The organism is Acinetobacter sp. 24-47-39, from assembly GCF_056783825.1.
In genome coordinates this window covers 74,987-101,592 of sequence record NZ_JBWYIP010000001.1, presented here as the reverse complement: position 1 = coordinate 101,592, position 26,606 = coordinate 74,987, and the positions used below count along the sequence as shown (strand labels likewise).

Here is a 26,606-nt window from a genome sequence, read left to right as displayed (position 1 = left end):
ATTAATATCCTTGCACCTTTTAAATTCAGAATGCATTGATAGCTAAACAATAATGACGCTATTTTTCTTATGCATTTGATCCACAATTTCATCACTTTCAAATCCAAGTCGCCAATATAATAATTCAAGTACATCTAACTCATCTTGTGTAATGATTCGATCATTCCATAAACATAATTCAGCAACACCCAAAATACTCAACCGATCTCTCAGCAACAATCCAGCAATATCATTAAGAATTTCACCTAAGTCGATAGGTTCATCTGAAATTTCTTCATAAAACTCAATTTCATCACGAGTTAAAATTCGTTCTAAGATTTGGGTTCTAACTTCAAGCTGATTAGCAGTATTTAACTGCTGAACATGTAATAACGCATCTATTAGCCTAACAATTTGCGGCTTAGCATCCTCGATTGATGTTGGACGATGTATTGGCAATAAATCCAGTTGAGACTTCACCTTTTCAATCAGCAAAGCATCCAGAAGTCCAATTTCACCATCTTCTTGAATAATTTTAGCCAATTTAGTAATAAACTGACGCGCACTTGTAGCAGGCATATTTCCCAACTGCTTACATGCCTCATGAAAAATTTGAATATGCACTCGACCATCTATATTTAAAAGTGAGTCGACAATTGCACGACTCACAGGCGCATCAGAAGGAATAAATTCACGGTACTGCCGAATCATTAAAATCGCAACCATCACTTCACGCGCACCAGTCGAAGTTTGCAAAGCCCTTTGAATGAGTTCTGGACGTTTCATCTGCTGTCTAACTTCACTATTTAAGGGTTTGATGGCATCCTTAATTGCAAAGCTGATCGGTGATAATCTTAATAATGGAAGTGGCTGTGGTGACATCCATGGATTATATTCTTCAGCAATAGATTCCTCTAAAGAACGCATTAAACTAAATAGTGGTTGATTGCGTAATTTTTGTAAATTTTCTAATTGAATATCCTCAAGTAAATTCGGATTTAATTCATATATACGATCTTGAATACAAGGTTGGATATTCAACCAACTTTGAGGACTAAGTGAGTTAGCAAAGCACATATGAGAAATAGCTTCAGAATATTCACTATGAATCTGTGATCCTGCGTGATGAACATAGATTCTTAATAAGGTTTGAATATTTGCATTACTACTCAATAATTGTCTTGTCATTGCATCGTTATACAATGTTCGACTACCCAAAGTAATATATTTCATCAGACGCGTAATAAAGACGCCTAAACTACCAATTAACCATATGACTCCACCGATCGCCACAAAAGTTGTTTCCAAACTATCTCTCAATTGATCCCGATTACGTCGAAATCCCTGCTTCGCGATTTTACTGCCCCATTGGCTAAAGGTAATTAACCCACTGTATAAAATTTTAAGACGAGTATTTTCTCGAGTTTCACCCGATAAAATTTTATGGAATTCATGACCCAACAATCCATAAAGCTCTAACTCATCAAGATTTTGTAGCGCCCCCCAAGTCAGAATAATCACAGTATCTTTGGGATGAAAACCCGCAGTCAGTGCATTAACCCCTATTTCATCGGGTAAGACATAGAGTGTAGGTGTATCAATTGAGAAACGATGTGCTAATTTTTCAGCAAGTCTAAGCGCTGTACTTTCTTCTGGAGTACTTTCAATAAAAGTGAGTTGTCGTGCTTTCAATTGTTTTGCGAGCGTATGACCACCAGAGCGGAAGACATAAAACTCATAAACGACAGAACCACCAATAATGCTAATCAATAGCACCATCATATATGGACTGAGAAAATGCCACCAAATGGACTCAGAAGGATCAATATAATGAACCAACAATCCGAGCGTCGTGTTTAAAATGATAATTGCGAGCACAATAACAATTAAACATACGCTTAATGACCACAGCATATTTTTGTTTTTAATTAAGTAACCACTCACATCTTTCAATGTAAAATTTCCTCATTACATTGTGTTGTGATCATAAATTAAAAAAGCGGGAAATACCCGCTTTTTCAAATAGAAAACTATAAATTAATTTTCTTTAATGCCACTCAGATCAACTGAGGCTGCATCAATATTTAGATCGATATAACCATCTTTGATTTTCTTGGCAGAGTCATTACGCTTGCGCTCTAAACCATCGAGATACGACTCATCAATGTTACCCGCAACGTAAATACCGTCAAATACTGAGCAGTCAAAGTCAGTTAACTCAGGTACTTTTTTCGTACGAACAGCTTGCTTTAAATCTTCCAAATCTTGGAAAATCAAACGATCAGCACCAATCATTTCACGAATTTCTTCAACATCACGATTTGAAGCAATTAATTCGTTTTTAACTGGCATATCAATACCGTAGACATTCGGGTATTTCACCATTGGTGCAGCAGATGCAAAGAAAACTTTTTTAGCACCGGCGTCACGCGCCATTTGAATAATCTCATTACACGTTGTGCCACGCACAATTGAGTCATCTACAAGCAATACGTTCTTATCTTTAAACTCTAATTCAACTGGATTGAGCTTTTGACGTACAGACTTTTTACGCAACTGCTGACCCGGCATAATGAAGGTACGACCGATATAACGGTTTTTCATGAAACCTTCACGGAATTTCACACCGAGTGTATTGGCAAGTTCTAAAGCGGATGTACGCGAAGTATCTGGAATAGGAATGACAACATCAATGTCATGGTCCTCACTCCATTCACGCAGGATTTTCTGCGCCAACTTCTCACCCATTTTCAAACGTGCTTTGTATACCGAAATTCCATCAATGATGGCATCTGGACGAGCAAAATAAACATACTCAAAAATACATGGGCTATGGTGTGGGTTAGCCGCACATTGCTTCGTGAATAGATTACCCGCATCATCAATAAAAATTGCTTCACCTGGCATCACATCACGTTCAACTTTAAAACCAAGCGCTGTTAAAGCAACTGATTCGGAAGCAAGAATATATTCAACACCATCATCGGTATCACGCGATCCCAAAATTAAAGGTCGAATACCATTTGGATCACGGAAGCCAACTAAACCATGACCTGTGATCATCGCAACAACAGCATAACCACCTTTACAACGCTCATGCACACGAGTGACTACATGGAAAATATCATCCGCAGTCGGTGTAAGTTTGCCGCGTTTTTGTAATTCATGTGCAAAAACGTTTAATAACACTTCTGAATCTGAATCAGTATTCATGTGACGTAAATCTGTTTTAAACAGATCATCATGAATCTCGTCAGCATTGGTTAAATTACCATTGTGCGCTAAAGTAATACCATAAGGAGAGTTTACGTAAAATGGTTGTGCTTCAGCGCTACTCGATGAGCCAGCTGTTGGATATCGCACATGACCAATTCCGTAATTACCTAACAATGCACGCATATGACGTGTATGAAATACATCACGCACCATGCCATTGTCTTTTCTCAAAAAGAGACGACCATTATGGCATGTCACAATCCCTGCAGCATCTTGTCCACGATGTTGTAACATCGTTAATGCATCAAACAACATTTGGTTAACAGGTGATTTACCAGCTATACCAACAACTCCACACATAGCAACCTCGCAGACAAGCTAGGATTAATAAAAAGGATTATTCGTTGAATGAGATGACGAATCATCTTGTTCAGAAGATGATTGACGAGAAGAATCTGATGATTGATTCGACTCTTCTGATTTCATATGACTTAAAGCTTTTGACGCTGTCTCTTTGGTGTACTCAGTCGCTAAAGGCGCGTAAGGCAATAAAGTTTGAATAAACTTAGATTGTTTCCAATGTGGAGAGCTCTCTACAAATGAACCAATCCCTTGCATAGTAATGAGGACGATTAAGAGACCTTTCAAGGTGCCAAATGCACCACCTGCCAATCGATTTAATGGACCAAGCTTTAAGCTTTTCAGCAACCGATTTAATATTGCAGTGACGATCCAAGTCAAAACAACAATAATCAGAACAATAAAAGCAAATGCCGCTATTTTTTGAACCACAGGATCTTGACTGAGTGCGGACATTGAAGGCGCAATTTGACCCGCAAATTTTGCACCCATAATGAGTGCAAAAATCCATCCTACCAAGTTCGCAAAGGCTTTAACGAATCCTTGACGCAAACCGTTAAGCCCTCCAATGAGCAGAATAATCAGTATAAAGATATCGATGGTATTCATAGATTAGGTCATAGCTTGTACGCAATCTTTAATCAGTTTTGGCCCTGTATAAATTAGACCACTGTAAATTTGAACCAATTGCGCACCCGTTTGCTGTTTAGTCGCGGCTTGATCACCACTAAGAATACCACCAACACCAATCAATGGGATTTGACCTTGAAGTAATTTTGAAAATGCAGATAGACATTGTGTACTTTTTTCAAATACAGGCGCACCAGATAAACCACCTGCTTCATCACCATGCACTAAATTTTCTACACCCTCACGTGACAAAGTCGTATTGGTCACAATCAGACCATCAATTTTAAATTGAATTAATTGAGATGCAATAAATTCAATATCTGACTCAGTTAAATCTGGGGCAACCTTTAATACCAGTGGAACATAGTGTTGATATTGTTCAGCAAGTTCAAGTTGACGATTTTTTAAAGTTTTAAGAAGTTCTGTTAATGCATGTCCACTTTGTAAACTACGTAAGTTCTTGGTATTCGGAGATGAAATATTAACAGTAATATAAGATGCATAATTATAAACTTTTTCTAAACAAATTAGATAATCAGTTACAGCATCTTCAACTGCTGTATCGGCGTTCTTACCGATATTGATGCCTAATACACCTTTATAATTTGCTGCTTTAACATTCTCAATCAGCTGATCTACACCATCATTATTAAAACCCATACGATTAATAATCGCTTGAGCCTCTGGAAGGCGGAATAAACGCGGTTGAGGATTACCAGACTGAGGTCGAGGGGTAATGGTTCCAATTTCGATAAAACCAAAACCTAAACTCGCAAGTGCATCAATATATGCACCATTTTTATCTAAACCTGCAGCCAAACCAACTGGGTTTGGAAATTGAATACCCATACAAGTCACTGGCTTTGGGTCTATTTTTTGACGCATTATGCCAAACTTATATGTCGATTTAAGCATTGATAATGTCAAATCATGTGCACGCTCAGGCGCCAATGAAAATAGAAATGGACGAGCAAGCGAATATAACATATCTCAAAAACTGCGGTTTTTTAAGTTGCCACATTATAGGCTGAGTATGCCCAAAACGCTATGCCTGTCATAGGTTTATTTTCACCACTTACTGTACTGATGCTGTTAATTTAATCGCAGCTCCAGACTTAATAAGTTCCAATTTTTCAACACTTAAACCCATTTGAACCAATTGGGTAAGAAAATTTGCGAGGATCGCGTAGTTTTCATGCTCAGCACTGATCATCAATTTATTATCGCTTGGTTGTGTGACCACAGATAATCCTGCTTGTTGTGCCACACGCTGAATTTTATCCGAAGGTGTTAGGCTTAAATCTGTTGAAGATTTCATTGTCACCACATTGGATTGCATCCACACCAATGTGTCTTTCAGTTCATTCAATCTTTTTTGCTGATTATCTGCTGCTTCGTGCATTTTCCACAAAGCAGATCCAATTGATGCGACGACAACGATAATCGTTGCAGCGATGACAAGTACACGCTCACGCACACTCAATGACGATAAATAGTCATCAATCTTTTCAAATAATTGATCAAATTGATTTTGAAATTTTTCTAAAGTTTTCATTATTGTACTTTCACCAAACCAACGACCATTTTATCCTGAGTTTGCACATTCCCAAGTTCAGCTTTGAAGCCTTGCTGATTCATTTGTTGAATTAGATTTTGTAATTTTTCGGATGAGTCCGCCACCAAATCCATACTCAATCCAGATGCTTCATAAGAAACACGATTTGCGATGATTTGATGTTGCATTAAAATCGGACCTACACGGCTGATTAACTGTAAGACTTCAGTGTTTGCAGGTTTACTCATCCGCAAATTACTTTCAAATTGGCTTCGCAAATTTTGCTCATTGAGACGACTATTGGGTCCAAACCAAGATTGATATTGCTCTACCGCAACCAAAGCCGTTTGATCAGATACTTTTTTTAACTTTACCCAACGCACTAGATCATAACTGAATTGCACTACAAGCAAACCCACAAGCAGTGCTGCGCATGCTTTCCAATAGCCTGAGATTCTACCCTCTGTGTTTTTTGCTTTAGGCAAAACATTGAATGGATGATTCTTTAATTTTTTTTCAGCTTTAAATACATAATTAAAGCTTTCCCGCTCATTTTGTTCCGTTGCATGAATCAAACTCATCATCTGATCATCATTTAACCAATCATGCAAAATATGTATAGGCTTTGGCAGTAGATCTAAAAACAATGCTAAATCATCAATCGCAAAACCTTGATTTGATCCCGTTCTCGCCAATAAATGCCCATGAATATTAGCTAAAATAGTTTGTCCGTGTTCTGGCACTGGCAAGACCAAAAAATCAGGTAATAGCGCAACCACTTTCACCGGAATCAAGTTCAGAGCATGTTGCATTGTTTGGACTTGGTATTGACTGATCCCCATTACTGACAATTGATCTGGTGCCTCAAATTGAGTAAGCACTTTCATCTGATCAATGGAGTGAATGGTATATTCTTCAAGTAAATATTTAGCGCCTTCGCTTCCAATTTGCTTGAATTGCGCTTTGGGCATATTCTGTTGAATAATTTGCACATCATGACTTGAAAAGAATACAACAGCTTCTTGTCCATGATACGGTTGAGTATCTTGAATCAACTCTTCTAGCGTTGTTGATGAATTCCAATTTTCACCATTTGACCAGAGCCAAACCCCATTCGACACTGGCATCCATAAATACAACATTAATTTTATTCTGCCGTTTTATTCATTAAACACTTATGGTTATTAAGCTGACGGTACAAAATGTTTTAATTTTGTGGAAAGTCCCGCAGCAATGACTGTCTGATCATAAATCCGCGCTTCAGCAAGTGCAAAAGGATTAAAAAATTCAGACGTAATAATTTCTTCAATATATGCCACAACATTCATATGACATACAACCACAATATTCTCAAAAGGTAGTTGAGATAACCACTCAACTGCAACTTTAGCATCATCGTCAGGTTTAATTTTATCACATACTAAAACTTCAACATTTGGAAAGAATTGCTGTATATGTTTTAAAGTTTCCTGCGCCCTGAGCAAAGTACTCACTACAAATATATCAGGTGCTACTACGTCTTTTAAAAAGTGCGCAGTTTGTTCAGCTTGAATATGACCCCGCTCAGTCAGTGGTCGTTTCGAGTCATTACCATTAATTGGTGGAGCGGCTTCACCATGACGAACTAAAGTGAGTTGCATTTGTTTTCCCTAAACCATGTGTCATCCATCATATCTAAACATTATGACAATGATGATAAACCATTCATTAATCTTAAACTTTATGATGTGGCAATACGAATTCAACATCACTTCGATGACCATTCTTCATCAAAGATAATGCAATATGTAATGGTGGTGCACCTTCATAAATCACTTCATAGAGTGCTGTGGTGATTGGCATATAGACATCAAGCTCTTTGGCTCTTGCATTCACTTGCACAATGGTATTAATCCCTTCAGCTGTTTGACCCAGTTCCGTCGTTGCCTGCTCTAAGGTTTTACCTGACCCTAAAGCAAATCCAACTTGGTAATTTCTACTTAAAGGACTATTACACGTTGCGAATAAATCACCAACACCAGACAAACCTAAGAATGTCAGTGGATTTGCGCCTAGCTGTACAGCGAAACGACTCATTTCCGCCAACGCACGTGTCAAAATCATGCTTTTGGTATTTTCGCCAACGTTGTAGGCTGCAGCCATCCCCATTGCGACAGCATAGATATTTTTAAGTGCGCCTCCAAGCTCCACGCCATGTACATCATCGCTTCCAAATACACGAAATAGTGCACTATGTAATGCTTGCTGCACTGCATATCTCACCAATTCAGAATGGCTGGCAATCACTGTTCCAGCAGGCATTCCTGACATAATTTCTTTCGCTAAATTTGGGCCCGAAAGGACGCCGTAAGGTACTTCTGGAAGCTCTTCACGAATAATATCACTCATGAAACTAAAGGTTTTAGCTTCGATCCCTTTTGTGAGTGATACAACCGCCTGAGCAGTAATAAAGGGTTTAATCTGTTTGAGTACATCTCGGAATGAATGGCTCGGAATAGCAACCAAAATAATGTCTCGATCTCGAACAGCCTTTTCAAGATTGGATTCTGCTTTTAATGCTGGCTCAAGGTTGTAATCCGGCAAATATCTTGAATTAACATGTGTTCGATTGATTTCATTCGCAATTTCCTCATCACGAATCCAAATCATGGTGTCACAACCATTTCGCACTGCCGTATTCGCCATGGCTGTACCAAAACTACCACCACCAAGAATCGTAACACGCAAGGCTGTTTTATGATCAATTGCAACTGGCTCGACCAAATCTGAAAACTTTAATTCCGACATTCTTTTAAATCCTAAACATTCTTTTTCTAATCGTTAAATTTGCAATGTTGCAATTACGGCTGCCAAAAACTGACGAATGCATCTGTTTCAATCTCAGCGCGTGGTGCAATCGCCTTAAAAGCAGTCCCTACATAAATGATACCTGAAATTAAATCATGCGTTTGTAGCCCCAGCTTTCTTTTAAATAGATCTGACTCCACAACAGCACCACTGCGCCACATGGTATTGAAACCCTGAGCTTGTAAACTGAGCAAAAGATTTTGTATTGCAGCACCTGAACTTAAAGTTTGTTCAAAATATGGAACTTTCGCATGATCATGAAATCGTGTTACAGCGATAATCAGCATAGGTGCACGCATAGGATGCTGACGTGCGCGTTCAATTTGAATTGAATCAGTTTCACCAAGGTCTGCTACTGCTTCACTGAGTAAAACACCAAATGCTTCTCGTTGCTCTCCTTTCACAACAATAAATTGTGTCGGTTTCAGACGATGATGATCAGGCGCGGTTAAAGCGGCTTGAAAAGCTAATTCTAATTGTTCTGCGTTAGGATGAGGTTCTACCAAATGACCAACGGATTGACGCTGATGAATATTGTCATGCACTACTTGAGAAAATTGATCTGACATTTGAAGACTAATCTTTAAACTAACACTATGTACTTAAGCTTAGCATAAACATTGAAAACTACTCTACAGTTATACTTATACACGAGGCAGCCAGCATAATTACAATCAAACATAAATCAGGCATTTTACTTCAAAATCGATACAAAACATGCTTAATTCTTTGGGATTTAAGCCCTAGCATACATGACTGAGCTCCAAACTTAATATTGCAACGCTAGAGGAAAAAGAAAATGAAAAAATTAATGACATTGGCTTCTGTAGCTACTGCAACAATTCTCCTGAGTGCTTGTGTATCAACACCTACTGAAACACTTGCTATTCAAAAACCAAACAATCAATATGAAGTGTCAGGATTAGGCAAAACCCAAGTTCTTGCAAAAAATAATGCAATTTCTGCCGCGAACAAAACTTGTGGTAAGAATTCTGCACCTGTCTTAATTGACGAAAAAACTGAATATAACGGCGCACTAAAAGGTGTTGTGGATGAACAGACTGGTAAACTCATTACTGCAGCTTCATCAGTGCTCGGCTCAGTGATCGGTACTAAAAATACAATCGAAAAAGACACTGACTACCAAACAACAATCACCTTCAGCTGTAATTCAACCCGCTAAAATTTCCTATAAAAAAGTCCCTTTGATGGGACTTTTTTTATTGAGCAATTAGCAATAACCATCTAAACGTGTCAATGGAATCTTTTGACCAATCGCTTTTTCGATCTCAGGTAAATAAAAAGCATCATCTTCTGACAAGAAACTGATACTCACCCCTCTTGTTCCTGCTCGACCTGTACGACCTATACGGTGTACATAATCATCAGACTGCTCAGGCAGAGTAAAATTAATCACGTGTGACACACCATCCACATGAATACCTCGACCAGCCACATCTGTTGCGATCATAATGTTGTGTTTGCCATTCTTAAATTGATCCAACATCTTTAAACGTTTATCTTGCGCGATTTCGCCAGATAACATAACCACCTTATAACCATCATGCTTAAGATGATCATACAGCTTACGGACTTGATCACGGCGGTTTGCAAATATCATGACTTTTTCAATGGGCTCATCACGCAATATTTCTTGCAGCAATTTGTATTTATCTGATTTCCCAACCACATAAACACGTTGCTCTACGTCAGCATTGGTTTTTTTCTCAGGCTCAATTTCGACAGTAACAGGTTCAAATAACCATTGTTGAGCAAGATTGAGTACATCATAACTAAACGTAGCAGAGAACATTAAGGTTTGACGTTGTTCTTTGCGTGGAGAGAATCGCACAATGCGTTTAACAGAAGGAATAAATCCCATATCCAGTAAACGATCTGCCTCATCAATGACTAAAAATTCAATTTGATCCAACCAAATTTCTTTTTGTTCAGTAAAATCAATCAAACGACCTGGTGTCGCGACAAGAATATCTACGAAATTTTCATCCAGTTGTTTTTTTTGCTTATCGAAGTCTACGCCACCCACCAAAGTCACAACATTTAAGTCGGTAAACTTAGTCAGATCACGTGCATCGTTTTCAATTTGAATCGCAAGCTCACGCGTTGGTGCCATAATTAGAGCTCGGGGTTCACCACGATAACGCTGTGTTTGTATCGGATTGTTCAATAAATCATTAATAACACTAATTAAGAATGCTGCAGTTTTTCCTGTGCCTGTTTGTGCACGTCCAATTGCATCATGCCCTGCCAACGTATATTTCAATACTTTCTGTTGAATGGGGGTCATTTCATTAAACCCTAAAGCATCAATCGCTTGCTTAAGTTGCGGATGTAAATTAAGGGTTTCGAAACCTGATGACATATAAGGGGCTCTACAATCAATATTTGATAATGGTCTATAGTATAAACAAAAAACGCCCCAATTTATCAAAATTGGAGCGCAACCTAATTTTCAGTGAAAAGTAGGATTAGTCTAAAGGCTGAACTTCTTCAGCTTGAAAACCTTTTTGACCTTGTACAACGCTGAATTCTACGCGTTGACCGTCACGAAGTGAACGGTGGCCTTCACCTTGAATAGCACGGAAATGAACGAATACGTCATCACCGCCTGCGCGTTGAATAAAGCCAAAACCTTTAGTATCGTTAAACCACTTAACAACGCCTTGTTCGCGAGCTGTCATAAGTTAATCCTCAGTTGGTAAGAAAAGGGACCACCCGGTGTTGCAAACAGCAGAGCAAACAAATTTTAAAACATTTTTTATTTCAAAGCTTGTAATCATTCTGTAAAACTATTAACAAAATCCCGGTTATATCCATTATAAATAAGGCTTAGAGAACAAATTTCTCTACGCAATCCTTAAGTACGCATTGAGCTTAACATGGGTACAACACAATTAATAGAAAAATTTTAGCTAATTATCTAACTAAAACTTGTATATTAATCACACAAATTTAGTGCAAAAATTGCACTTTATTTGAACAGTTCATTTAAATCATTTAATTTTATTCTTAAGTCACACTTTTGTTAGAATAATGACCAACTTCATTATTCCATCTCGTGTTTTACTATGTCTCAAGTGTTGATCGATGCGATGGGTAAACCTTGCCCTTTACCTTTACTGCTACTAAAGAAATCGATGAAACAAAATAGTGCACCTCAGCAATTTTTATTAAAAGCTTCAGATCCGAATAGTCAAATCGATATTCAACGTTATTGTCAGCTACATAAATTGACATGCGCATTTAAACAAGTTTCGGATTCTGAATTTCATTACGTGATTGAATCTTAGGTGTTTTCATCTAAATTAATCATGGATAAATATTGTATTTAAATTTACATTTCACTACCCAAATTCGCTTAATTCTGTATGCTATAAGGATTAAGATGAATGTAATTGGTTTTTTAAACTATTTTCCTATAAGGAGTACTCATGACTGACAGCAGCAATCAATTGATGCCCCTGTCATTGTCTGCGCCCGGGGTCAATTTAGGTGCTTACATTAGTACTGTAAACCAGATCCCTATTTTGACAGCTGAACAAGAAAAAGAGTTAGCTGAACGTTATTTTTATGACCAAGATCTAGACGCGGCTAAAATGCTGGTGATGTCTCACCTTCGATTTGTTGTGCATATTGCCCGCAGTTACGCAGGTTACGGCTTACCTCAAGGCGATTTAATCCAAGAAGGTAATTTAGGCTTGATGAAAGCCGTAAAACGCTTCGATCCCAATATGGGAGTACGCTTAGTTTCTTTTGCAGTACATTGGATTAAAGCTGAAATCCACGAATATGTGATTCGTAACTGGCGTATTGTTAAAATTGCGACAACTAAAGCTCAACGTAAACTGTTCTTCAACTTAAGAAGCTTAAAAAAATCGAGCAAGAAATTAACGCTCGAGGAAGCGCAATCTATTGCGGCTGATTTAAATGTAACAGCTGAACAAGTTCTTGAAATGGAAGGTCGTTTAACAGCTTATGACGCAGCCTTCGAAGCTCAATCCGATGAAGATGATGAAAGCTCAGTTCATGTCGCTCCTGCGCTTTACTTAGAGGATAATCGTTATGACCCTGCTCGTTTAGCAGAGGAAGAAGATTATGAATCTCAGAGCACCTCTGCTTTACATGAAGCAATGGATCAGCTGGATGATCGTTCACGCAATATTTTACAGCGCCGCTGGTTAGATGATGATAAGTCTACGTTGCATGAACTAGCAGCCGAATATAATGTTTCCGCTGAACGTATTCGCCAGCTTGAAAAAAATGCCATGGACAAGATCAAGATCGCCATGTCATCAAATTAATACGATTACAAAAAAAGAGCTATAAGCTCTTTTTTTGTATTTACGCTATGCAAGTTTAAAAAATCGTACGTCATGTATGCTATCGTATGACGCAATTTTCGATTGGGAATAACCTTATGTGGATCTCAATATCAGCCATTAATTTAGCGCTTGCCGTAATGCTAGGTGCTTTCGGCGCTCATGGCCTTAAAGCTCGTGCAACCGAAGCCCAACTGACATGGTGGCAGACTGCAACTGATTATTTCTTTTATCATGCAATTGGATTATTAATACTCGCACTCATACCAAAAATAATTCCAAACTTTTCAACTCAATTCAGCTTTATCTTCATCCAGTTCGGTATCATTTTATTTTGTGGATCTCTATATCTCATGGCTTTAGGGCTCCCGCGCGGGTTAGGGGCAATTACACCTCTTGGTGGAGCATTGATGATTATTGGCTGGCTACTTTTAGCATGGCAAGCATTCAAAATTCAACATTAATTTGAAGGTCATCTGATGAATATTTTTTTAAATGGCGAGTCGATTCAAACGCAATGCCAAAACTTATTAGAACTGATTCAAGAATTATCGCTAGAAGGTAAACGATTTGCTGTTGAAAAAAATGAAATGATCATTTCAAAAAGTAAACTAGCAGATACCCCTATTTCAGATGCTGACCGTATAGAAATAATTCATGCTGTTGGCGGTGGTTAACTCGGAGTAAATATGGAAGATAGTCCGTTGATCATAGGATCACGTTCATTTAGTTCACGACTATTAGTGGGCACTGGAAAATATAAGGATATGCAGGAAACTGACTTAGCAATCCAAGCCAGTGGTGCTGAGATCGTTACTGTTGCAATCCGTCGCGTAAACATTGGTCAAAATCCAGATCAACCTAACCTACTCTCAGTGATTCCACCGGAAAAATACACCATTCTTCCCAATACAGCTGGTTGCTTTGATGCCAATAGTGCCATTCGCACTTGTATGCTCGCACGTGAACTTTTAGATGGTCACAATTTAGTCAAACTTGAAGTATTAGGTGATGAAAAAACGCTTTATCCTAATATTACTGAAACCTTAAAAGCTGCAAGAACATTGATCGATGATGGTTTTGAAATCATGGTTTATACCTCTGATGATCCTATCGTCGCGCAAGAACTTGAGAGTATGGGCTGTGTCGCTATTATGCCTTTGGGGAGTTTAATTGGTTCTGGTTTAGGTATTCTTAATCCACATACCATTTCTATCATCAAAGAAAATGCCAAAGTCCCTGTATTGGTGGATGCTGGGGTTGGTACAGCTAGTGATGCTGCTATTGCGATGGAATTAGGTTGTGATGGCGTACTCATGAACACTGCAATTGCTGCTGCACAGAATCCGATTCTAATGGCTTCTGCTATGAAAAAAGCCGTTGAAGCTGGACGCGAGGCTTATCTTGCTGGTCGTATGCCACGTAAACGTATGGCAAATGCAAGCTCTCCAGAAACTGGATACTTTTTTAAATAAAAAAAACCCACTTTTAAAAGTGGGTTTTTTCTTAACTCACTCGTCGACGATACAAAGGATCATCCAATCCATCAATTTTGATAAAGTTAGGTAAATTTTTTATTCTTTCAATCCAAGCGCGTACATTTGGATAAGGCTCTAGAGAAATATCACCCATAGGTGCTAACGCGACATAGACAAACACTGCGATATCCGCAATAGTTGGTCTATTATTCGCTAACCATTCACGGTCTTTGAGCACACCATCTAAAATAGCCAAAGATTTGTGACCACGTATTTTCGCCTCTTTAAGTGTTTGCTCAGTACTTTCTAATCCCAAACCATTGTATGGACCTTTGAAAGACAATATCGCGCGTGCCGTGAAAACCCCGTATTGAACCCAACTGGCAGCAAAAGCAAGCCAATCTACAATTTTAGCTTGTTCTACTAAATCCTCAGACCACCATGTGTTTTTATCTGAATATTTACCTGCTAAATACACCAAAATTGCGGCAGAATCAGTTAAAACAATATCGCCATCTACTAATGCTGGCACTTCGCCTTTTGGATTAATTTTTAAAAATTTCTCACTATGCTGTTCATCACTGAAATAATCTAGTTCTACAATTTCAAGATCCACTTTCAATAATGCTGCTAACAGACGTACTTTATAACTGTTACCTGATTCGTTGTAAGAATATAATTTCAAACTCATTTTTTAGTCCACCGTTTTAAATACAAAATATAAATATCAGATTTAAATCAGCAACTTAAATAATGTTTAGTTCAAAAAATATCATGAATAACGATATCTTATTTAATGGATTACCACTGAATCTGAAACGAATTATGATGAAAAATTTGTCTTTTTAATGCTCTCTATTTCTAAATAATCTTTGTGAAATTACTCTGAAAATTTTAGAGTAAAAAAAGAGCCTTTCGGCTCTTTCTCGAAACAAACGGAACGAAACCTTACCTGTTAAGGAATCAATCCTTCATCTCGCATCGCAATCTGTACAGACTGACGCTCTGCAACTTTATTGCGTATATGAATAATATTTTTATAAGGACTCAAGTCATGTTCAATATGATTAGACCAATTGGTGAGTACAAATAAGTACGCATCTGCAGGTCCAAAATTATCATCTACCAAATAATCATTATTAGATTCACCAATTGTTTTATCAATGAATGTCAGTAAACGATCAACTTCGGCATACGCTTTTTGTTTAGCATCGTCCGTGAGCGGTGCACCGAAAAACACTGCATAAGCATCGTGTAATTCAGAATTTAGATAACCAAGCCACTCTAATACTTTTGCTCGACCTAATCCAGAAGGGGGGATTAAATCTTGAGCAGGATCATGCTGTGCCAAAAATGGTAAAATTGCGACATTTTCCGTTAAAATTAAGCCAGGATTAATTTCTAGCGCCGGCACATAGCCTTTAGGATTAATTGCGAAGTAATCTTCGCCTTTTTCAGTGGTATGAGTTTTAAGATCAACACGAACCAAATCAAAATCAACATTAATTTCATTTAAAATAATATGCGCTGCGAGTGAACATGCACCTGGCGAATAATACAACTTCATACTTTTTCCTTGTTATCTAACTACTATCATTTTTAAATTGCTTCACGCTTTTTTTCAATAAGAACTGTTTTTTAAATTTCAAGCAAGCGTAAACATCGATGATCTCCTTATGAATATTGTGCAGATTGAATTAATTTTCAAGCTTTTTTCAGCTTTTATTTGTGTGATGTTTTACCATAGCGCTGCTACATCTTTGTGAAAGGCAAATTGTGATTTATTTAAAGAAAGATCAGTGGTTTTCTAACATTCGAACTGACGTACTTGCAGGCTTAGTCGTAGGCTTAGCTTTGATTCCAGAGTCAATCGCATTTTCGGCGATAGCTGGCGTTGATCCTCAGGTAGGTCTATATGCCTCATTCTGTATAGCTGTTACGATCGCCTTCTTTGGTGGTAGGACTGCTATGATTTCGGCTGCTACAGGTGCGATGGCGCTGCTGATGATCACTCTTGTTAAAGAACACGGATTACAATATTTATTGGCAGCTACGATTCTGACAGGTGTAATTCAAATTATCGCTGGATATCTCAAAGTCGCAAAACTCATGCGTTTTGTTTCCCAGTCAGTGGTCTATGGTTTCTTAAATGCTTTAGCGATTCTCATTTTTATCGCTCAATTTCCAGAAATTGCTCAAATGAATAGCTTAGGCTATATATTTTTAGCGATTGGTTTATTGGTCATTTACGCATTTCCCTATTTACCCAAAATCGGAAAAATCATACCATCGCCATTAGTGTGTATTATTGTACTCAGTGTATTGGCACTTCTACTTGGCGCTGACATGAGAACAGTTAGTGATTTAGGTGCATTCCCAGATACCTTGCCTGTATTTTTAGTTCCTGAAATTCCATTCAATCTCGACACTTTACTTATTATTTTACCGTACTCTCTCACGCTCGCCACAGTTGGTTTGCTTGAGACCATGATGACTACGACTGTGATTGATGAAATGACTGAGTCTGAAGGAGATCGTCATCAAGAATGTCGCGGTCAAGGGATCGCGAACATGGTAAGTGGCTTTATGGGGGGGATGGCTGGATGTGCAATGATCGGGCAATCCATCATCAATGTCAGCTCAGGTGCAAGAACAAGATTATCGACATTAGTGGCTGGTGTTTTTTTGCTATGTCTCGTGGTCTTCTTTAAAGATTGGTTGGCTTATATTCCTATGGCTGCTTTAGTCGCCATTATGATCATGGTCGCGTTCACGACATTTAATTGGGATTCAGTAAAAAATTTCCGCAAACATCCCGTGCAAAGTAATGTTGTCATGCTTACTGTCGTGGTGATTGTTCTTGCAACACATAACCTTGCTCTAGGCGTATTGATTGGTGTAGTTCTGTCAGCCTTATTTCTCATTAATAAACTCGAGAGTGAAGTAAAAGTTCAATCTGAATTAGAAAATCACGTACGCTACTATACGGTGAAAGGTCAAATATTTTTCAGTAGCGCAGAAATTTTTTATGCATTTTTTGATTTCAAAGAAGATATCAAGCAAGTAGAAATAGATCTCAGCTATGCTCATATTTGGGACATCACTTCTGTCAATATGTTAGCGAATGTCGTGGCTAAATTTGAAGCCGAAGGGACTCAGGTACGTGTGATTGGTTTAAACCAAGCGAGCATAACATTGATAGAACGTATCTCAAATACTTAAAAAAAAAGAGCCAAATGGCTCTTTTTTTTACTTCTAAGTTTTAGGAATGATTTCTGCGTCTCCAACCAACCAAGGCTAACAGGCTTAATCCTAAAATGGATAGCAAGTTCAACGAACCACCACCTGACTTAGTGTCACGCTGTGGCTGCTCAGCATTTGTTGAGCTGTTAAGCTCTAAGTCGACAATCACTGGATCATGATCAGATGATCTAAATGCATGATCAGCATAAAAGAGCGACTTCTGCTCTGTAGTCTTAAATTCTTCGTTATAATCTAGGTTCGTTGGCTCATCAGCGTTAATGTGCCATACAAATGCACGCTTAACCGCAGGAAATAACGAAGCATCAGCTAAAGCATGATCCAAATTACCTGCTCCACCAAAACCAGCTTTGTTACTGTCGACACCAAATACATAGGTATATGCCTGTTCACCGAGCCCTACAACCTTGTCCGCCAGTACATTCGTATAATTAGCACGCTCTAAAGCCAAAATTGGATCTTCTTTTGCATAACTATTTAAATCACCAATTAAGAGCGTATTCGTATGACCTGTAATTTGCGTTGGATTCTTTGCAATCCACTGCATGAGTTGTTGTACCGCTTTAACCCGTGTCGCATTCCAACACCCCTGACCATCACCTTGATCCGCATCAGCAGATTGATCATTTGAAGGACAACTTCCTTTAGACTTCAAATGATTCGGAATAACCGTAAAGATTTTACCGCCACTCACTGGTTGAAAACTTTGAGCAAGGGTCACTCGATTTCTTTGTGACTGGTCATCAAACACTGCAGCAGCGTTAACAGGTTTTACACGCTTACTGTTGTAAATAATCGCAACAGCAATCGCATCATCACCTAATCGATTTGAATTTGGCGGAGTGATATATTTCCACTCCGATCCAAGTGCTCGTGTTAAATATGCAATGGCACTATTTTCACCATAACCATTATTCGCAATTTCCATTAAACCAAATACATCAGCATCGATTTCTTTCATTGCACTGACAATTTTGGCATGTTGCTTCTCAAACTCAGCTTTGCTGCTAGCACCTCGCTCAGTTGGAAAACCATTTAAACCATTATCATAGTTCAAAACATTGAAAGCCACGACACGGGTTTGGTTTGAATTTTTCTGAATCATTGGTGGCCGCGGGTTATTCACTTTAATTTGGATTTGAGTACGACCTTGTACAGGTTGAATACGCCAAGAATTGAATCGATATTCTAGAATACCCTCAACAGCATTTAACTGATCACCTGCACGTAAAGTATTTAAAGCACTAAACTGACTTGGCAGTGTAGGCGTTAAATTTTGTGCATTATATCCGTCATCAAGTTCAATTTTGGACAAAAGATTTTTTTGCGCCAATGCCGTTGCTTCTGCTGATTTAGCTGGATAAATATTGGTCGGCATAAACAAACGTCCTAGACTTAATGACAGTTGTCCGTAGCGACCATAATTGTAATTTTCACTTACCGTTAATGTTTGAGGGATTTTAACCAACATACCTTGATAACGCTTTGGTGCATGCCCTGACGCGTTAGTTAAACTCTCAAATGGTAACTCGATTGATAATGGCGTTATCCTAGCGCTTGCCGCTTGATTACAAGTTAAAATATTTTCGGATAAATTATCAATCTGTAACTGATTTTGATATTCAGTTAATCGACCTTTAAGAACGACTTCTTCTCCGACTTTTCCTCCTTTTATAGGACTTGAAGCAGGAGCATATACAAAAATCGCGTTAGTTAGATCGGGTTTTGCTTTGGCATCAGGGGTTTGGATATAGAAACCTGAGAATCCATTCGCATAACGATAATCCGCAGTAATCACCCCCTTCACAGTATAGTTTTGATTCTTAGCTGCTTGTGAGAGTTCAGCGATAGGTGTATTCGCAGAGTTACAACTTAGAGTCGTCGGAGATGGCTCTATTGGTTCATTTGTACTAATCGCTAAATACTGGTTAAAAGCATTTCGATCCGACCATTTAGCCCACTCTTTTTGAATTTCAAAGGGTGCAGATGGATCTATCGAAACGACATCATGTGTTTTCTTTGTACGTTCAAAGCTTAAACCGGTTGCCCAGTTTTGCTGTATTCCAATCGCACCAAAACGGTCGACAGCCACATTGTTTTTATAGAGAACAATTGCATCATCGCCATTGAATGATAGGTTAGCAGTTTGCTGAACTACTTCACCCAATTCAGTTTTTAAATTTGAATGTCCAATTAAAAAGTGCTGCTGAGCTGTTAAAGTTCCTTGCAGCTTAACCGTCAAATTCGCGGTGGTTAGACCATTCGGAAATATTTTTAATTGATACGCGGATAAATCAACAACACCTCCATCTGGATTGTATAGTTCAATACCTTTCTTGTTGTTATTACCATCCACATACTGGCTGATCATGAGTTCAGCATACGGCGTTGAACTAAATCCGATCAAACATAAAGATAATGTGAGTTTATTGAACACCCATTTATTTAGCGTTATTTTATTCATTTTAAGTCTTATTCATTGTTCATATTATTTTCCAAGCCTAGTGTACAGGCATGACAAGTAGATGAACAATTCATGACATTTTGAAAAAGTTCATGAATAGATCGACAAATCATTGATAGCTACGTAGCGCTTTCAGGTAGAAAAAGGTTTGACTTAGGAGACTCAGGTCTTAAAATACCGCATTCGAATTTTTTCTCATTTGCCAAAGTTATGTCGAACGATCAATTAGACCCGCAAGTTGTAGAATTAGACAACTTGAACGAGCATCGCGAAATTGTCACATTTATGCGCCGTTCATCTCCGTTGAATACTTCTCAACGAACTGCGCTTGAACAATATGGTCACTTAATTTTGGAATATCCTGTTGGTGATTTACGTCAGCAATTTGAGCATCCTGAACGTCCATTGACGGTTGAAATAGGTTTCGGTATGGGGCGCTCTCTTGTACTTATGGCAAAAGCCAATCCTGAACGCAATTATGTCGGCATCGAAGTACATGTTCCCGGCATTGCACAATGTGTATATGAAGCGGGTATGGCTGGTTTGACAAACTTACGTTTACTTGATGCGGATGCAATTCAAGTTTTGCGTGAAATGCCAGATAACAGTATCAATGCAATTCAACTTTATTTCCCCGATCCTTGGCAGAAAAAACGTCACCATAAACGTCGCTTCGTCTCACACGATCGTATGCCTTTAGTTGAAGAAAAACTTGAAATGGGTGGAACATTCCATGCTGCGACCGATTGGGAACCCTATGCAGAATGGATGTTAGATGTATTAGATAACCGCCCTCGTTTAGAAAATATGGCGGGTAAAGGTAACAGTTATCCTCGTCCTGACTGGCGTCCTCAAACTAAGTTTGAACGTCGTGGAATTGAAGAAGGCCATAAAATTAACGACTTCTTATTTAAAAAGATTCAATAATAAAAAACAGGACTTAAGTCCTGTTTTTTTATTCTGATTGTCTTTTATAAATTTGATCACTCACCACACTATACACTTGGCTTAAATCCGTACGTCCAGCCTGCGCCAGCATCTCTTGATGCATATGGATAATGTTTTGATCACCACGCATCGCTGGACCAGTTTGCACCTGTTTTGGGGGATTTAAAGTCGCTTTTTTCGCAGTTTCCAAAATCAATGGGTACAATAAATTAAAATCGACTTTTTGTGCATCTACGAGCTGCTTAGCGACGTCATAGCAGTAGTTGGTAAAGTTACACGCGAAGACAGCTGCTAAATGCAAACTCAAGCGCTGTGTTGAGTCATATTGATAAACCTTTTGACTCAACTCTTTTGCCATTTGAGTCAAGGAGGCTAAATCTTGGTCGCGCATCGCTTCAACAAATATTGGCGTACTCAACCAATCAATTTGACTTTCAAAGCTAAAGGTTTGTAGTGGATAGAACACACCTGCACGCTCATGATATTGCGTGATTTTAGAGATATGGGTACTGCCAGACGTATGTACAATTAAAGCCTGAGGAAGCTGTTTTGCAACTTTTTCAGCAACTTCTTCAATTGCCTTATCACTCACCACCAATAATGCAATATCAACAGTGTCTTCGAGATCTTCAATTGCATTGCATGGTCTAGCTCTTACTAAAGCCGCCAACAAATTGGCTTTAGATTGCTCTCGACTAAACACTTGGACAATCTCATGATGCTGACTCAATACCTGAGCCAAATGATGAGCTACGCGCCCTGCTCCAATCACACTAATACGCATATCGCTTCCACATATATTCTGTATACCTAAGCATGCCGATAAAAAAAGGGCGAATCAATTCGCCCTTTTGCTATATTGTAATGAATTAATTAAACACATTGTTTAGGTATACAATTCTCTCATTGGTCTTTTGAATGAAACATTTAGAATATTGCATCTCAACATTCATTTGATTCATTTCATTGTCCCAATATTGATAATGTTGCTGATAAGTTTCGCGTTCTTTTTCTGGGATACTTTCAATTGACTTTTGAGAGACCACTTTACAGTCCACGTCACGACGTTCGAACCATTCAGTTTGATCGCTCTTTAGCTGCTCTTTTTGTTCGCCGCTCAAATTATCCCAAGTTAAATTAAGTCGCTCGACAGCTCTTGCTTGCTCTTTATCTAAATCAGATTTTCTCAATTGCATAGCTTTGAGTGCCAAGGCCTTTTGTTTTTGTTGAACAGCCTCATACTCTTCGTAAGCTTTTGATTCATTCTGATTTGCTTTACGAAATGCTTCAAATTGAACAGCATATCTCGTCATACTTGCAGCAATATCTAACAATGCATTATCAGGTTGCACACTCAGCATTAAACCTTCTTTATCCGTCTTGGTAATCTCATAATTCAAAGTGCCTGTGAGCTTATCTTGCCCATAACTGATATTGCCATGAACATCATTAATCCAATGTTGGAGCGTATAACTACCTTCGTCATGTTCACATTCGTATTCGCAAGGTTTTTCAAGGTATGCATTTTCAGCACGACGTTGAAGCCCCTTCGGCAGGTGGATAACCAACTGGCTTGAACACGTCAATTTGTTTGTTGCATTTGAAGGATCACTCGTTGTTGTAATCGACTTGAGTTCAAATCTAAGCGATGAATTGATTTGGGAAAGTAATTTTAAATCTGACTCATACTGATCTGTTGCTTTTAAACGACGATCTAAAATGTTGTTATATTCCTGTTGCGCAAAGCGTTCAATTTCTTTGACATTCGTAGGAGAAGTACAACTCCAATCAGCAATTTCTACATTCTGTGAGGTGTCTTTGCTTTTCTTATTCAGATCACAACCTGCAACGAAGATGGTAGAGATAATCAAAGCCAATTTAATCTTATACGTCATTTTTTATACCGCATATTTATAATTTTGACATATTTAATCAAATAAAAAACAACAACTCCATCACATTTTTATTTTTTTAAAATTTGATGCGTAAAAGCTAACGCTCAACAACCCTGTTTAATCAATGCCTAACTTAGAGTGAAAATTTTTTGCTGTAATTCAGATGTTCGACTAATCGCCATATTTGTTTCGCAATTCAATCGAAAAACTTCAGGATTATCGGCGCCTTCACTATTTAATTTACATTCTAAATTACGCTTTTTTGCCCACAGTTCTTGCTCGTATTGTATTTTTTGGCGTGCTTGAAGTGAAGCTCTACTCCATACAGAATTTAGATCTTCATTGGCTTGATCTAATTTAAGTTGTGCTTCAGCAATAAGAATGGATTGATAATCATCTGATGTTTTATTTTGCTGATTTAAAAGTGCTTGTTTCTTTTGACGATCTAACACTAAAGCCGTCAAACGTGATGGTTTTAAATGGGCATCTATTAGAACTTTTTGCATAAAACTGGTGAAATGTAGTGCATTCACCAATTGTACAGTTACTTCATGCTCTGAAATTCGTACACTATAATTTAACTCAGTAGAAATCTGATTGTTCTCAAAGTTTAATTGAGAAAGTGCAGCTGATTCTAAAACATTTGACTCTCGATTTAATGCGCGTGATACATCAGCATCCGTCAGATAATTTGATGGTAGTTCAGCAGTGACTCTTGCTGTACACGTCGTCTGATCAGAGGATCTCATTTTCTTTATTTTATCAATGTTTTCAATTTTAAATTGAACTGGTTTCAAACTACGCTGTAAGAGTTGACCATCTATAATAACTTGATCATTTTCTATAATACTTTTGAGTTGAGTCGCTGAGATATTCGCGATGTCTTTATGGATGACTTGTTCGAGTTTTAATTGCACTTCAGGTTGATCACAACGATTAAAAGCATACATGATTGAATACACTTGTTGGCATCCTGACAACACACCAACCATGCACAATGTGGTCAATGTTTTCATCTGAAGTTTCATGCTACTCCCCCAATCAAACTCAAGCTCTTGATACCAAACCTCATTGGTTTTGTTTTGATTCTTATTAAAGCTCTCAGTTAAATTTTATTAAAAAATAAAGATCTTCATAAAATATACTGAATCATGAATTATTCAATCATCCATAATAAAAAAGGCCGATATTAATCGACCTTTAAATGATTGAATTCACATTATTTTATGAAAGTACGAATTACCTTACCTTTGACTTTTTGATTAATCAATGGTGTATTTTTACCTTGAGAAATAATAGAAGATTTATCAAGTGTCCATTCCAAATCTGGATCAACCAGCACCCATCCAGCCTGTGCTTTCCATGTCTCAGTCATTTGTGCAACAGCAGCTGGCGCACTCGTTACTTTTTCAACCCACTCTAATGGACTAAATAGACCTTCTTCAATCAATTTGATTCCAAAAGGAACATATGAATCAAAAGCAGTAAAACCTGGCAAAGTCTCTGCAAAAGGTGCCATTTTTGCAGAACTACTGAGTGGTTCATGATGCGTACAAATCGCGTCAATTACTCCAGATTTCAGACCCTGACGAAGTAATTCTTTATCAGATTCTGCACGCAAAGGTGGACGTACATGTGCCAAGCAGTTGAATCCATCAATTAAAGACTCTGTAAGATGTAACTGATGCATTGCAACATCACACGTGACTGGCAATCCTTTTTCCTTCGCGATACGTATTAACTCAACTGAAGCACCACAAGACAGTAACCCGAAGTGTGCGCGGACTTTTGTTGCCTCTATCATTAATAGATATTTTGCGATCGCGACCGTTTCTGCCAAAGCAGGAATCATTGGTAAACCTTGGCGTGAAGCAATAAAGCCTTCATGCACACAGCCATCTTTCGCAATTTGAGGCTCTTCAGCATAGAATACGACAGTTAAATTCAAACCTGCAGCATATTCAAGCGTACGAAGCACCACATCGTCATTCGCAAAAGGTGCATTTGCATTTGATACAGCAGTACAACCACCCTTTTTTAAACCCGCCATGTTGGCAGGTTGATTTCCTTGAAGCCCTTGTGTTTGTGCACCTATCACCTCAAGGTAAATCCCGCCATCTAACATTGCCTTTTCAACAAGACCATGAATTAAAGCGCCATTGTCCTGAACGATAGGTTTTGAATCTGGTGGGGTAAATACATGTAAAATGCCATTTTCACGTGCTGCTTTACCTTCAGATTTCAACGTTCCATGTTGTTGTTGACCTGGCTCTCGTAAACGTGCACACAAATCAACCATCGTTGGCATCAGCCATTTGCCTTGCCCATCGATGCTTTCATGAACCTCAGAAGTCGCTTCGATGCGTTTTCCATCTTGAATAAAAATAGTTTCTATTTGATCAGTTTGAGCAATTGGATCTAGGACGCGTACATTTTCGACTTTAACAATAGACATGACTGATTCCTTATACCGCAACTGCTTCAATTAAACCTTGTTCTTGTAACTGACCCTGCATCGCCAGCGCGAGAACTGCCATACGCACCGCAATACCATTGGTCACCTGATTCAAAATCACGGATTGAGGACCATCTGCAATACTTGAATCAATCTCAACACCACGATTCATCGGCCCTGGATGCATCACGATACAATCAGGTTTCGCCAAAGCCAAACGCTCTTTGTTCAGACCATACATTTTGTAAAATTCGGCTTGTGACGATAATGCAGGTGAATCGATACGTTCATTTTGAATACGTAAAGTAATGATGACATCACAATCCTTAATCCCAGCTTCCATATTGTTAAATAGGCGAACACCTTCACCATATTCATCAAAGCCATAAGGAAGTAAAGTATTCGGCGCAATCACACGAATATCTTTACAACCTAATGTTTGCAACGCAGCCACATCAGAACGTGCAACACGTGAATGTTTAATATCCCCAATGATCGCAATGGAAATATCTTCAAATTTTTTATTGGTTTCACGGCGAATCGTAAGCATATCTAACATTGCTTGAGTTGGATGCGCATGACGTCCATCACCCGCGTTGATAATCGCAACAGTTGGACAAACATCCTTCGCAATAAAATGTGCAGCACCCGATGAAGAATGTCGAACCACAAAGATATCGGCCGCCATTGCCTCTAAATTCCACAGTGTATCTCTCAATGTTTCGCCTTTAGAAGTACTTGAGCGAGCAATATCAATATTGAGTACGTTGGCAGAAAGACGTTTTGCCGCTGCTTCAAATGTCGTTCGTGTACGTGTCGAATTTTCGAAAAACAGATTCATTACCGTTTTGCCTTCAAGCAAATTATTGGTAATGAGCTGATTTTGGTCATTAAAAAAGGACTGTGCAGTGTCCAATATTTTTGTAAGAGTTTCTTTTGAAAGGCCTTCGATGGTGAGGAAGTGTTTGAGATTCCCATCTTGGTTGAGTTGAATCTGGCTCGGTGTATGCAATGCAGCGAAGTGCATGAGAGATTCCTTATACGTTAAGTCAACGTATTATACAGATTCTAAAATGATTTGGCAGTGACCCACACTGCAGCTGATCAATATCTAACTTCATCACGACTTATGATGTTTCATAAAATTTTTCAAAAACTTAATTTAACCAAAAGCATTC

27 protein-coding genes are annotated in these 26,606 nt (G+C 38.4%); 8 read left to right on the top strand and 19 right to left on the bottom strand.

Annotated elements, in window-relative coordinates; all coding sequences use genetic code 11:
• Nucleotides 1-42: 42 nt before the first annotated feature.
• The 9 genes from AC1M9C_RS00465 to AC1M9C_RS00425 all read right to left on the bottom strand — a co-directional run bounded on the left by AC1M9C_RS00465 (nucleotide 43) and on the right by AC1M9C_RS00425 (nucleotide 9,156).
• On the bottom strand, nucleotides 43-1,932 hold the full coding sequence (locus tag AC1M9C_RS00465) for a M48 family metalloprotease (protein ID WP_481607019.1): 1,890 nt from the start codon (nucleotides 1,930-1,932) through the stop codon (nucleotides 43-45).
• An 84-nt stretch (nucleotides 1,933-2,016) separates the two neighbouring features.
• Entirely contained in the window at nucleotides 2,017-3,555 is a 1,539-nt protein-coding gene (purF, locus tag AC1M9C_RS00460; protein WP_481591212.1) for an amidophosphoribosyltransferase, read from the bottom strand.
• 24 nt (nucleotides 3,556-3,579) lie between these two features.
• On the bottom strand, nucleotides 3,580-4,164 hold the full coding sequence (locus AC1M9C_RS00455) for a CvpA family protein (RefSeq protein WP_179998321.1): 585 nt from the start codon (nucleotides 4,162-4,164) through the stop codon (nucleotides 3,580-3,582).
• Between the two features lie 3 nt (nucleotides 4,165-4,167).
• Complete coding sequence (locus tag AC1M9C_RS00450; protein ID WP_481586683.1) at nucleotides 4,168-5,172, bottom strand: quinone-dependent dihydroorotate dehydrogenase; 1,005 nt, start codon at nucleotides 5,170-5,172, stop codon at nucleotides 4,168-4,170.
• 88 nt (nucleotides 5,173-5,260) lie between these two features.
• The gene (gene gspM / locus AC1M9C_RS00445; protein WP_035268769.1) at nucleotides 5,261-5,740 is read right to left on the bottom strand and encodes a type II secretion system protein GspM; all 480 of its coding nucleotides are present in this window, start codon (nucleotides 5,738-5,740) and stop codon (nucleotides 5,261-5,263) included.
• Nucleotides 5,740-6,882, bottom strand: coding sequence for a type II secretion system protein GspL (gene gspL, locus AC1M9C_RS00440; RefSeq protein WP_481586682.1), 1,143 nt, complete (start codon nucleotides 6,880-6,882; stop codon nucleotides 5,740-5,742). Before gspL ends, gspM begins: the two co-directional genes overlap by 1 nt.
• 42 nt (nucleotides 6,883-6,924) lie before the next feature.
• Nucleotides 6,925-7,380: a SixA phosphatase family protein gene (locus AC1M9C_RS00435; RefSeq protein ID WP_481586681.1), complete on the bottom strand. Its 456-nt coding sequence runs from the start codon at nucleotides 7,378-7,380 to the stop codon at nucleotides 6,925-6,927.
• A 73-nt stretch (nucleotides 7,381-7,453) separates the two neighbouring features.
• Nucleotides 7,454-8,527, bottom strand: coding sequence for an NAD(P)H-dependent glycerol-3-phosphate dehydrogenase (locus tag AC1M9C_RS00430; RefSeq protein ID WP_092766141.1), 1,074 nt, complete (start codon nucleotides 8,525-8,527; stop codon nucleotides 7,454-7,456).
• Nucleotides 8,528-8,580: 53 nt separating this feature from the next.
• Nucleotides 8,581-9,156 (bottom strand): nitroreductase family protein, encoded by a 576-nt coding sequence (locus AC1M9C_RS00425; protein WP_481586680.1) that lies wholly within the window; start codon nucleotides 9,154-9,156, stop codon nucleotides 8,581-8,583.
• Between the two features lie 230 nt (nucleotides 9,157-9,386).
• Between AC1M9C_RS00425 and AC1M9C_RS00420 the strand changes: the two genes are divergently transcribed.
• On the top strand, nucleotides 9,387-9,770 hold the full coding sequence (locus tag AC1M9C_RS00420) for a hypothetical protein (RefSeq protein WP_481586679.1): 384 nt from the start codon (nucleotides 9,387-9,389) through the stop codon (nucleotides 9,768-9,770).
• Nucleotides 9,771-9,818: 48 nt separating this feature from the next.
• Here AC1M9C_RS00420 and rhlB read toward each other — a convergent pair whose 3' ends face one another.
• Complete coding sequence (gene rhlB, locus AC1M9C_RS00415; protein ID WP_035265921.1) at nucleotides 9,819-10,970, bottom strand: ATP-dependent RNA helicase RhlB; 1,152 nt, start codon at nucleotides 10,968-10,970, stop codon at nucleotides 9,819-9,821.
• Nucleotides 10,971-11,076: 106 nt separating this feature from the next.
• Nucleotides 11,077-11,289, bottom strand: coding sequence for a cold-shock protein (locus AC1M9C_RS00410; RefSeq protein ID WP_004824348.1), 213 nt, complete (start codon nucleotides 11,287-11,289; stop codon nucleotides 11,077-11,079).
• A gap of 387 nt (nucleotides 11,290-11,676) precedes the next feature.
• On the opposite strand from AC1M9C_RS00410, the gene AC1M9C_RS00405 reads away from it, so the two are divergent.
• The 5 genes from AC1M9C_RS00405 (at nucleotide 11,677) to AC1M9C_RS00385 (ending at nucleotide 14,402) form a co-directional block, all read left to right on the top strand.
• On the top strand, nucleotides 11,677-11,898 hold the full coding sequence (locus AC1M9C_RS00405; RefSeq protein WP_035265917.1) for a sulfurtransferase TusA family protein: 222 nt from the start codon (nucleotides 11,677-11,679) through the stop codon (nucleotides 11,896-11,898).
• Between the two features lie 141 nt (nucleotides 11,899-12,039).
• Nucleotides 12,040-12,909, top strand: a complete 870-nt coding sequence (gene rpoH / locus AC1M9C_RS00400) for an RNA polymerase sigma factor RpoH (RefSeq protein ID WP_035265916.1) — start codon at nucleotides 12,040-12,042, stop codon at nucleotides 12,907-12,909.
• Between the two features lie 116 nt (nucleotides 12,910-13,025).
• Complete coding sequence (locus tag AC1M9C_RS00395) at nucleotides 13,026-13,391, top strand: DUF423 domain-containing protein (RefSeq protein WP_035265913.1); 366 nt, start codon at nucleotides 13,026-13,028, stop codon at nucleotides 13,389-13,391.
• A 15-nt stretch (nucleotides 13,392-13,406) separates the two neighbouring features.
• Nucleotides 13,407-13,604 carry a sulfur carrier protein ThiS gene (thiS, locus tag AC1M9C_RS00390; RefSeq protein WP_481608360.1) on the top strand — a complete coding sequence of 66 codons (198 nt, stop codon included), beginning with the start codon at nucleotides 13,407-13,409 and terminating at the stop codon, nucleotides 13,602-13,604.
• Between the two features lie 12 nt (nucleotides 13,605-13,616).
• Nucleotides 13,617-14,402, top strand: a complete 786-nt coding sequence (locus AC1M9C_RS00385; RefSeq protein ID WP_092766137.1) for a thiazole synthase — start codon at nucleotides 13,617-13,619, stop codon at nucleotides 14,400-14,402.
• Between the two features lie 31 nt (nucleotides 14,403-14,433).
• Here the strand turns inward: AC1M9C_RS00385 and AC1M9C_RS00380 are convergent, their stop codons facing one another.
• Complete coding sequence (locus AC1M9C_RS00380) at nucleotides 14,434-15,096, bottom strand: glutathione S-transferase family protein (protein ID WP_481952995.1); 663 nt, start codon at nucleotides 15,094-15,096, stop codon at nucleotides 14,434-14,436.
• 264 nt (nucleotides 15,097-15,360) lie between these two features.
• Entirely contained in the window at nucleotides 15,361-15,972 is a 612-nt protein-coding gene (locus tag AC1M9C_RS00375) for a glutathione binding-like protein (protein WP_092766135.1), read from the bottom strand.
• Between the two features lie 209 nt (nucleotides 15,973-16,181).
• Here AC1M9C_RS00375 and AC1M9C_RS00370 point away from each other — a divergent pair, with 209 nt between their 5' ends.
• Nucleotides 16,182-17,627, top strand: a complete 1,446-nt coding sequence (locus tag AC1M9C_RS00370; protein ID WP_180027602.1) for a SulP family inorganic anion transporter — start codon at nucleotides 16,182-16,184, stop codon at nucleotides 17,625-17,627.
• 40 nt (nucleotides 17,628-17,667) lie between these two features.
• On the opposite strand, the gene AC1M9C_RS00365 is transcribed toward AC1M9C_RS00370, so the two are convergent.
• Nucleotides 17,668-20,130, bottom strand: coding sequence for an ExeM/NucH family extracellular endonuclease (locus AC1M9C_RS00365; RefSeq protein ID WP_481952994.1), 2,463 nt, complete (start codon nucleotides 20,128-20,130; stop codon nucleotides 17,668-17,670).
• Nucleotides 20,131-20,340: 210 nt separating this feature from the next.
• Between AC1M9C_RS00365 and trmB the strand changes: the two genes are divergently transcribed.
• Nucleotides 20,341-21,057, top strand: coding sequence for a tRNA (guanosine(46)-N7)-methyltransferase TrmB (gene trmB / locus AC1M9C_RS00360; protein ID WP_035265903.1), 717 nt, complete (start codon nucleotides 20,341-20,343; stop codon nucleotides 21,055-21,057).
• A gap of 28 nt (nucleotides 21,058-21,085) precedes the next feature.
• On the opposite strand, the gene AC1M9C_RS00355 is transcribed toward trmB, so the two are convergent.
• From AC1M9C_RS00355 to AC1M9C_RS00335, 5 genes are all read right to left on the bottom strand, one after another.
• Nucleotides 21,086-21,862, bottom strand: coding sequence for a Rossmann-like and DUF2520 domain-containing protein (locus tag AC1M9C_RS00355; RefSeq protein WP_035265901.1), 777 nt, complete (start codon nucleotides 21,860-21,862; stop codon nucleotides 21,086-21,088).
• A gap of 85 nt (nucleotides 21,863-21,947) precedes the next feature.
• Nucleotides 21,948-22,973, bottom strand: a complete 1,026-nt coding sequence (locus tag AC1M9C_RS00350; RefSeq protein WP_035265899.1) for a lysozyme inhibitor LprI family protein — start codon at nucleotides 22,971-22,973, stop codon at nucleotides 21,948-21,950.
• 128 nt (nucleotides 22,974-23,101) lie between these two features.
• Nucleotides 23,102-24,001, bottom strand: a complete 900-nt coding sequence (locus tag AC1M9C_RS00345; protein WP_481952993.1) for a lysozyme inhibitor LprI family protein — start codon at nucleotides 23,999-24,001, stop codon at nucleotides 23,102-23,104.
• Nucleotides 24,002-24,192: 191 nt separating this feature from the next.
• Nucleotides 24,193-25,428, bottom strand: coding sequence for a dihydroorotase (locus tag AC1M9C_RS00340; RefSeq protein WP_035265897.1), 1,236 nt, complete (start codon nucleotides 25,426-25,428; stop codon nucleotides 24,193-24,195).
• Between the two features lie 10 nt (nucleotides 25,429-25,438).
• Nucleotides 25,439-26,455, bottom strand: coding sequence for an aspartate carbamoyltransferase catalytic subunit (locus tag AC1M9C_RS00335; protein ID WP_035265895.1), 1,017 nt, complete (start codon nucleotides 26,453-26,455; stop codon nucleotides 25,439-25,441).
• Nucleotides 26,456-26,606: the final 151 nt, after the last annotated feature.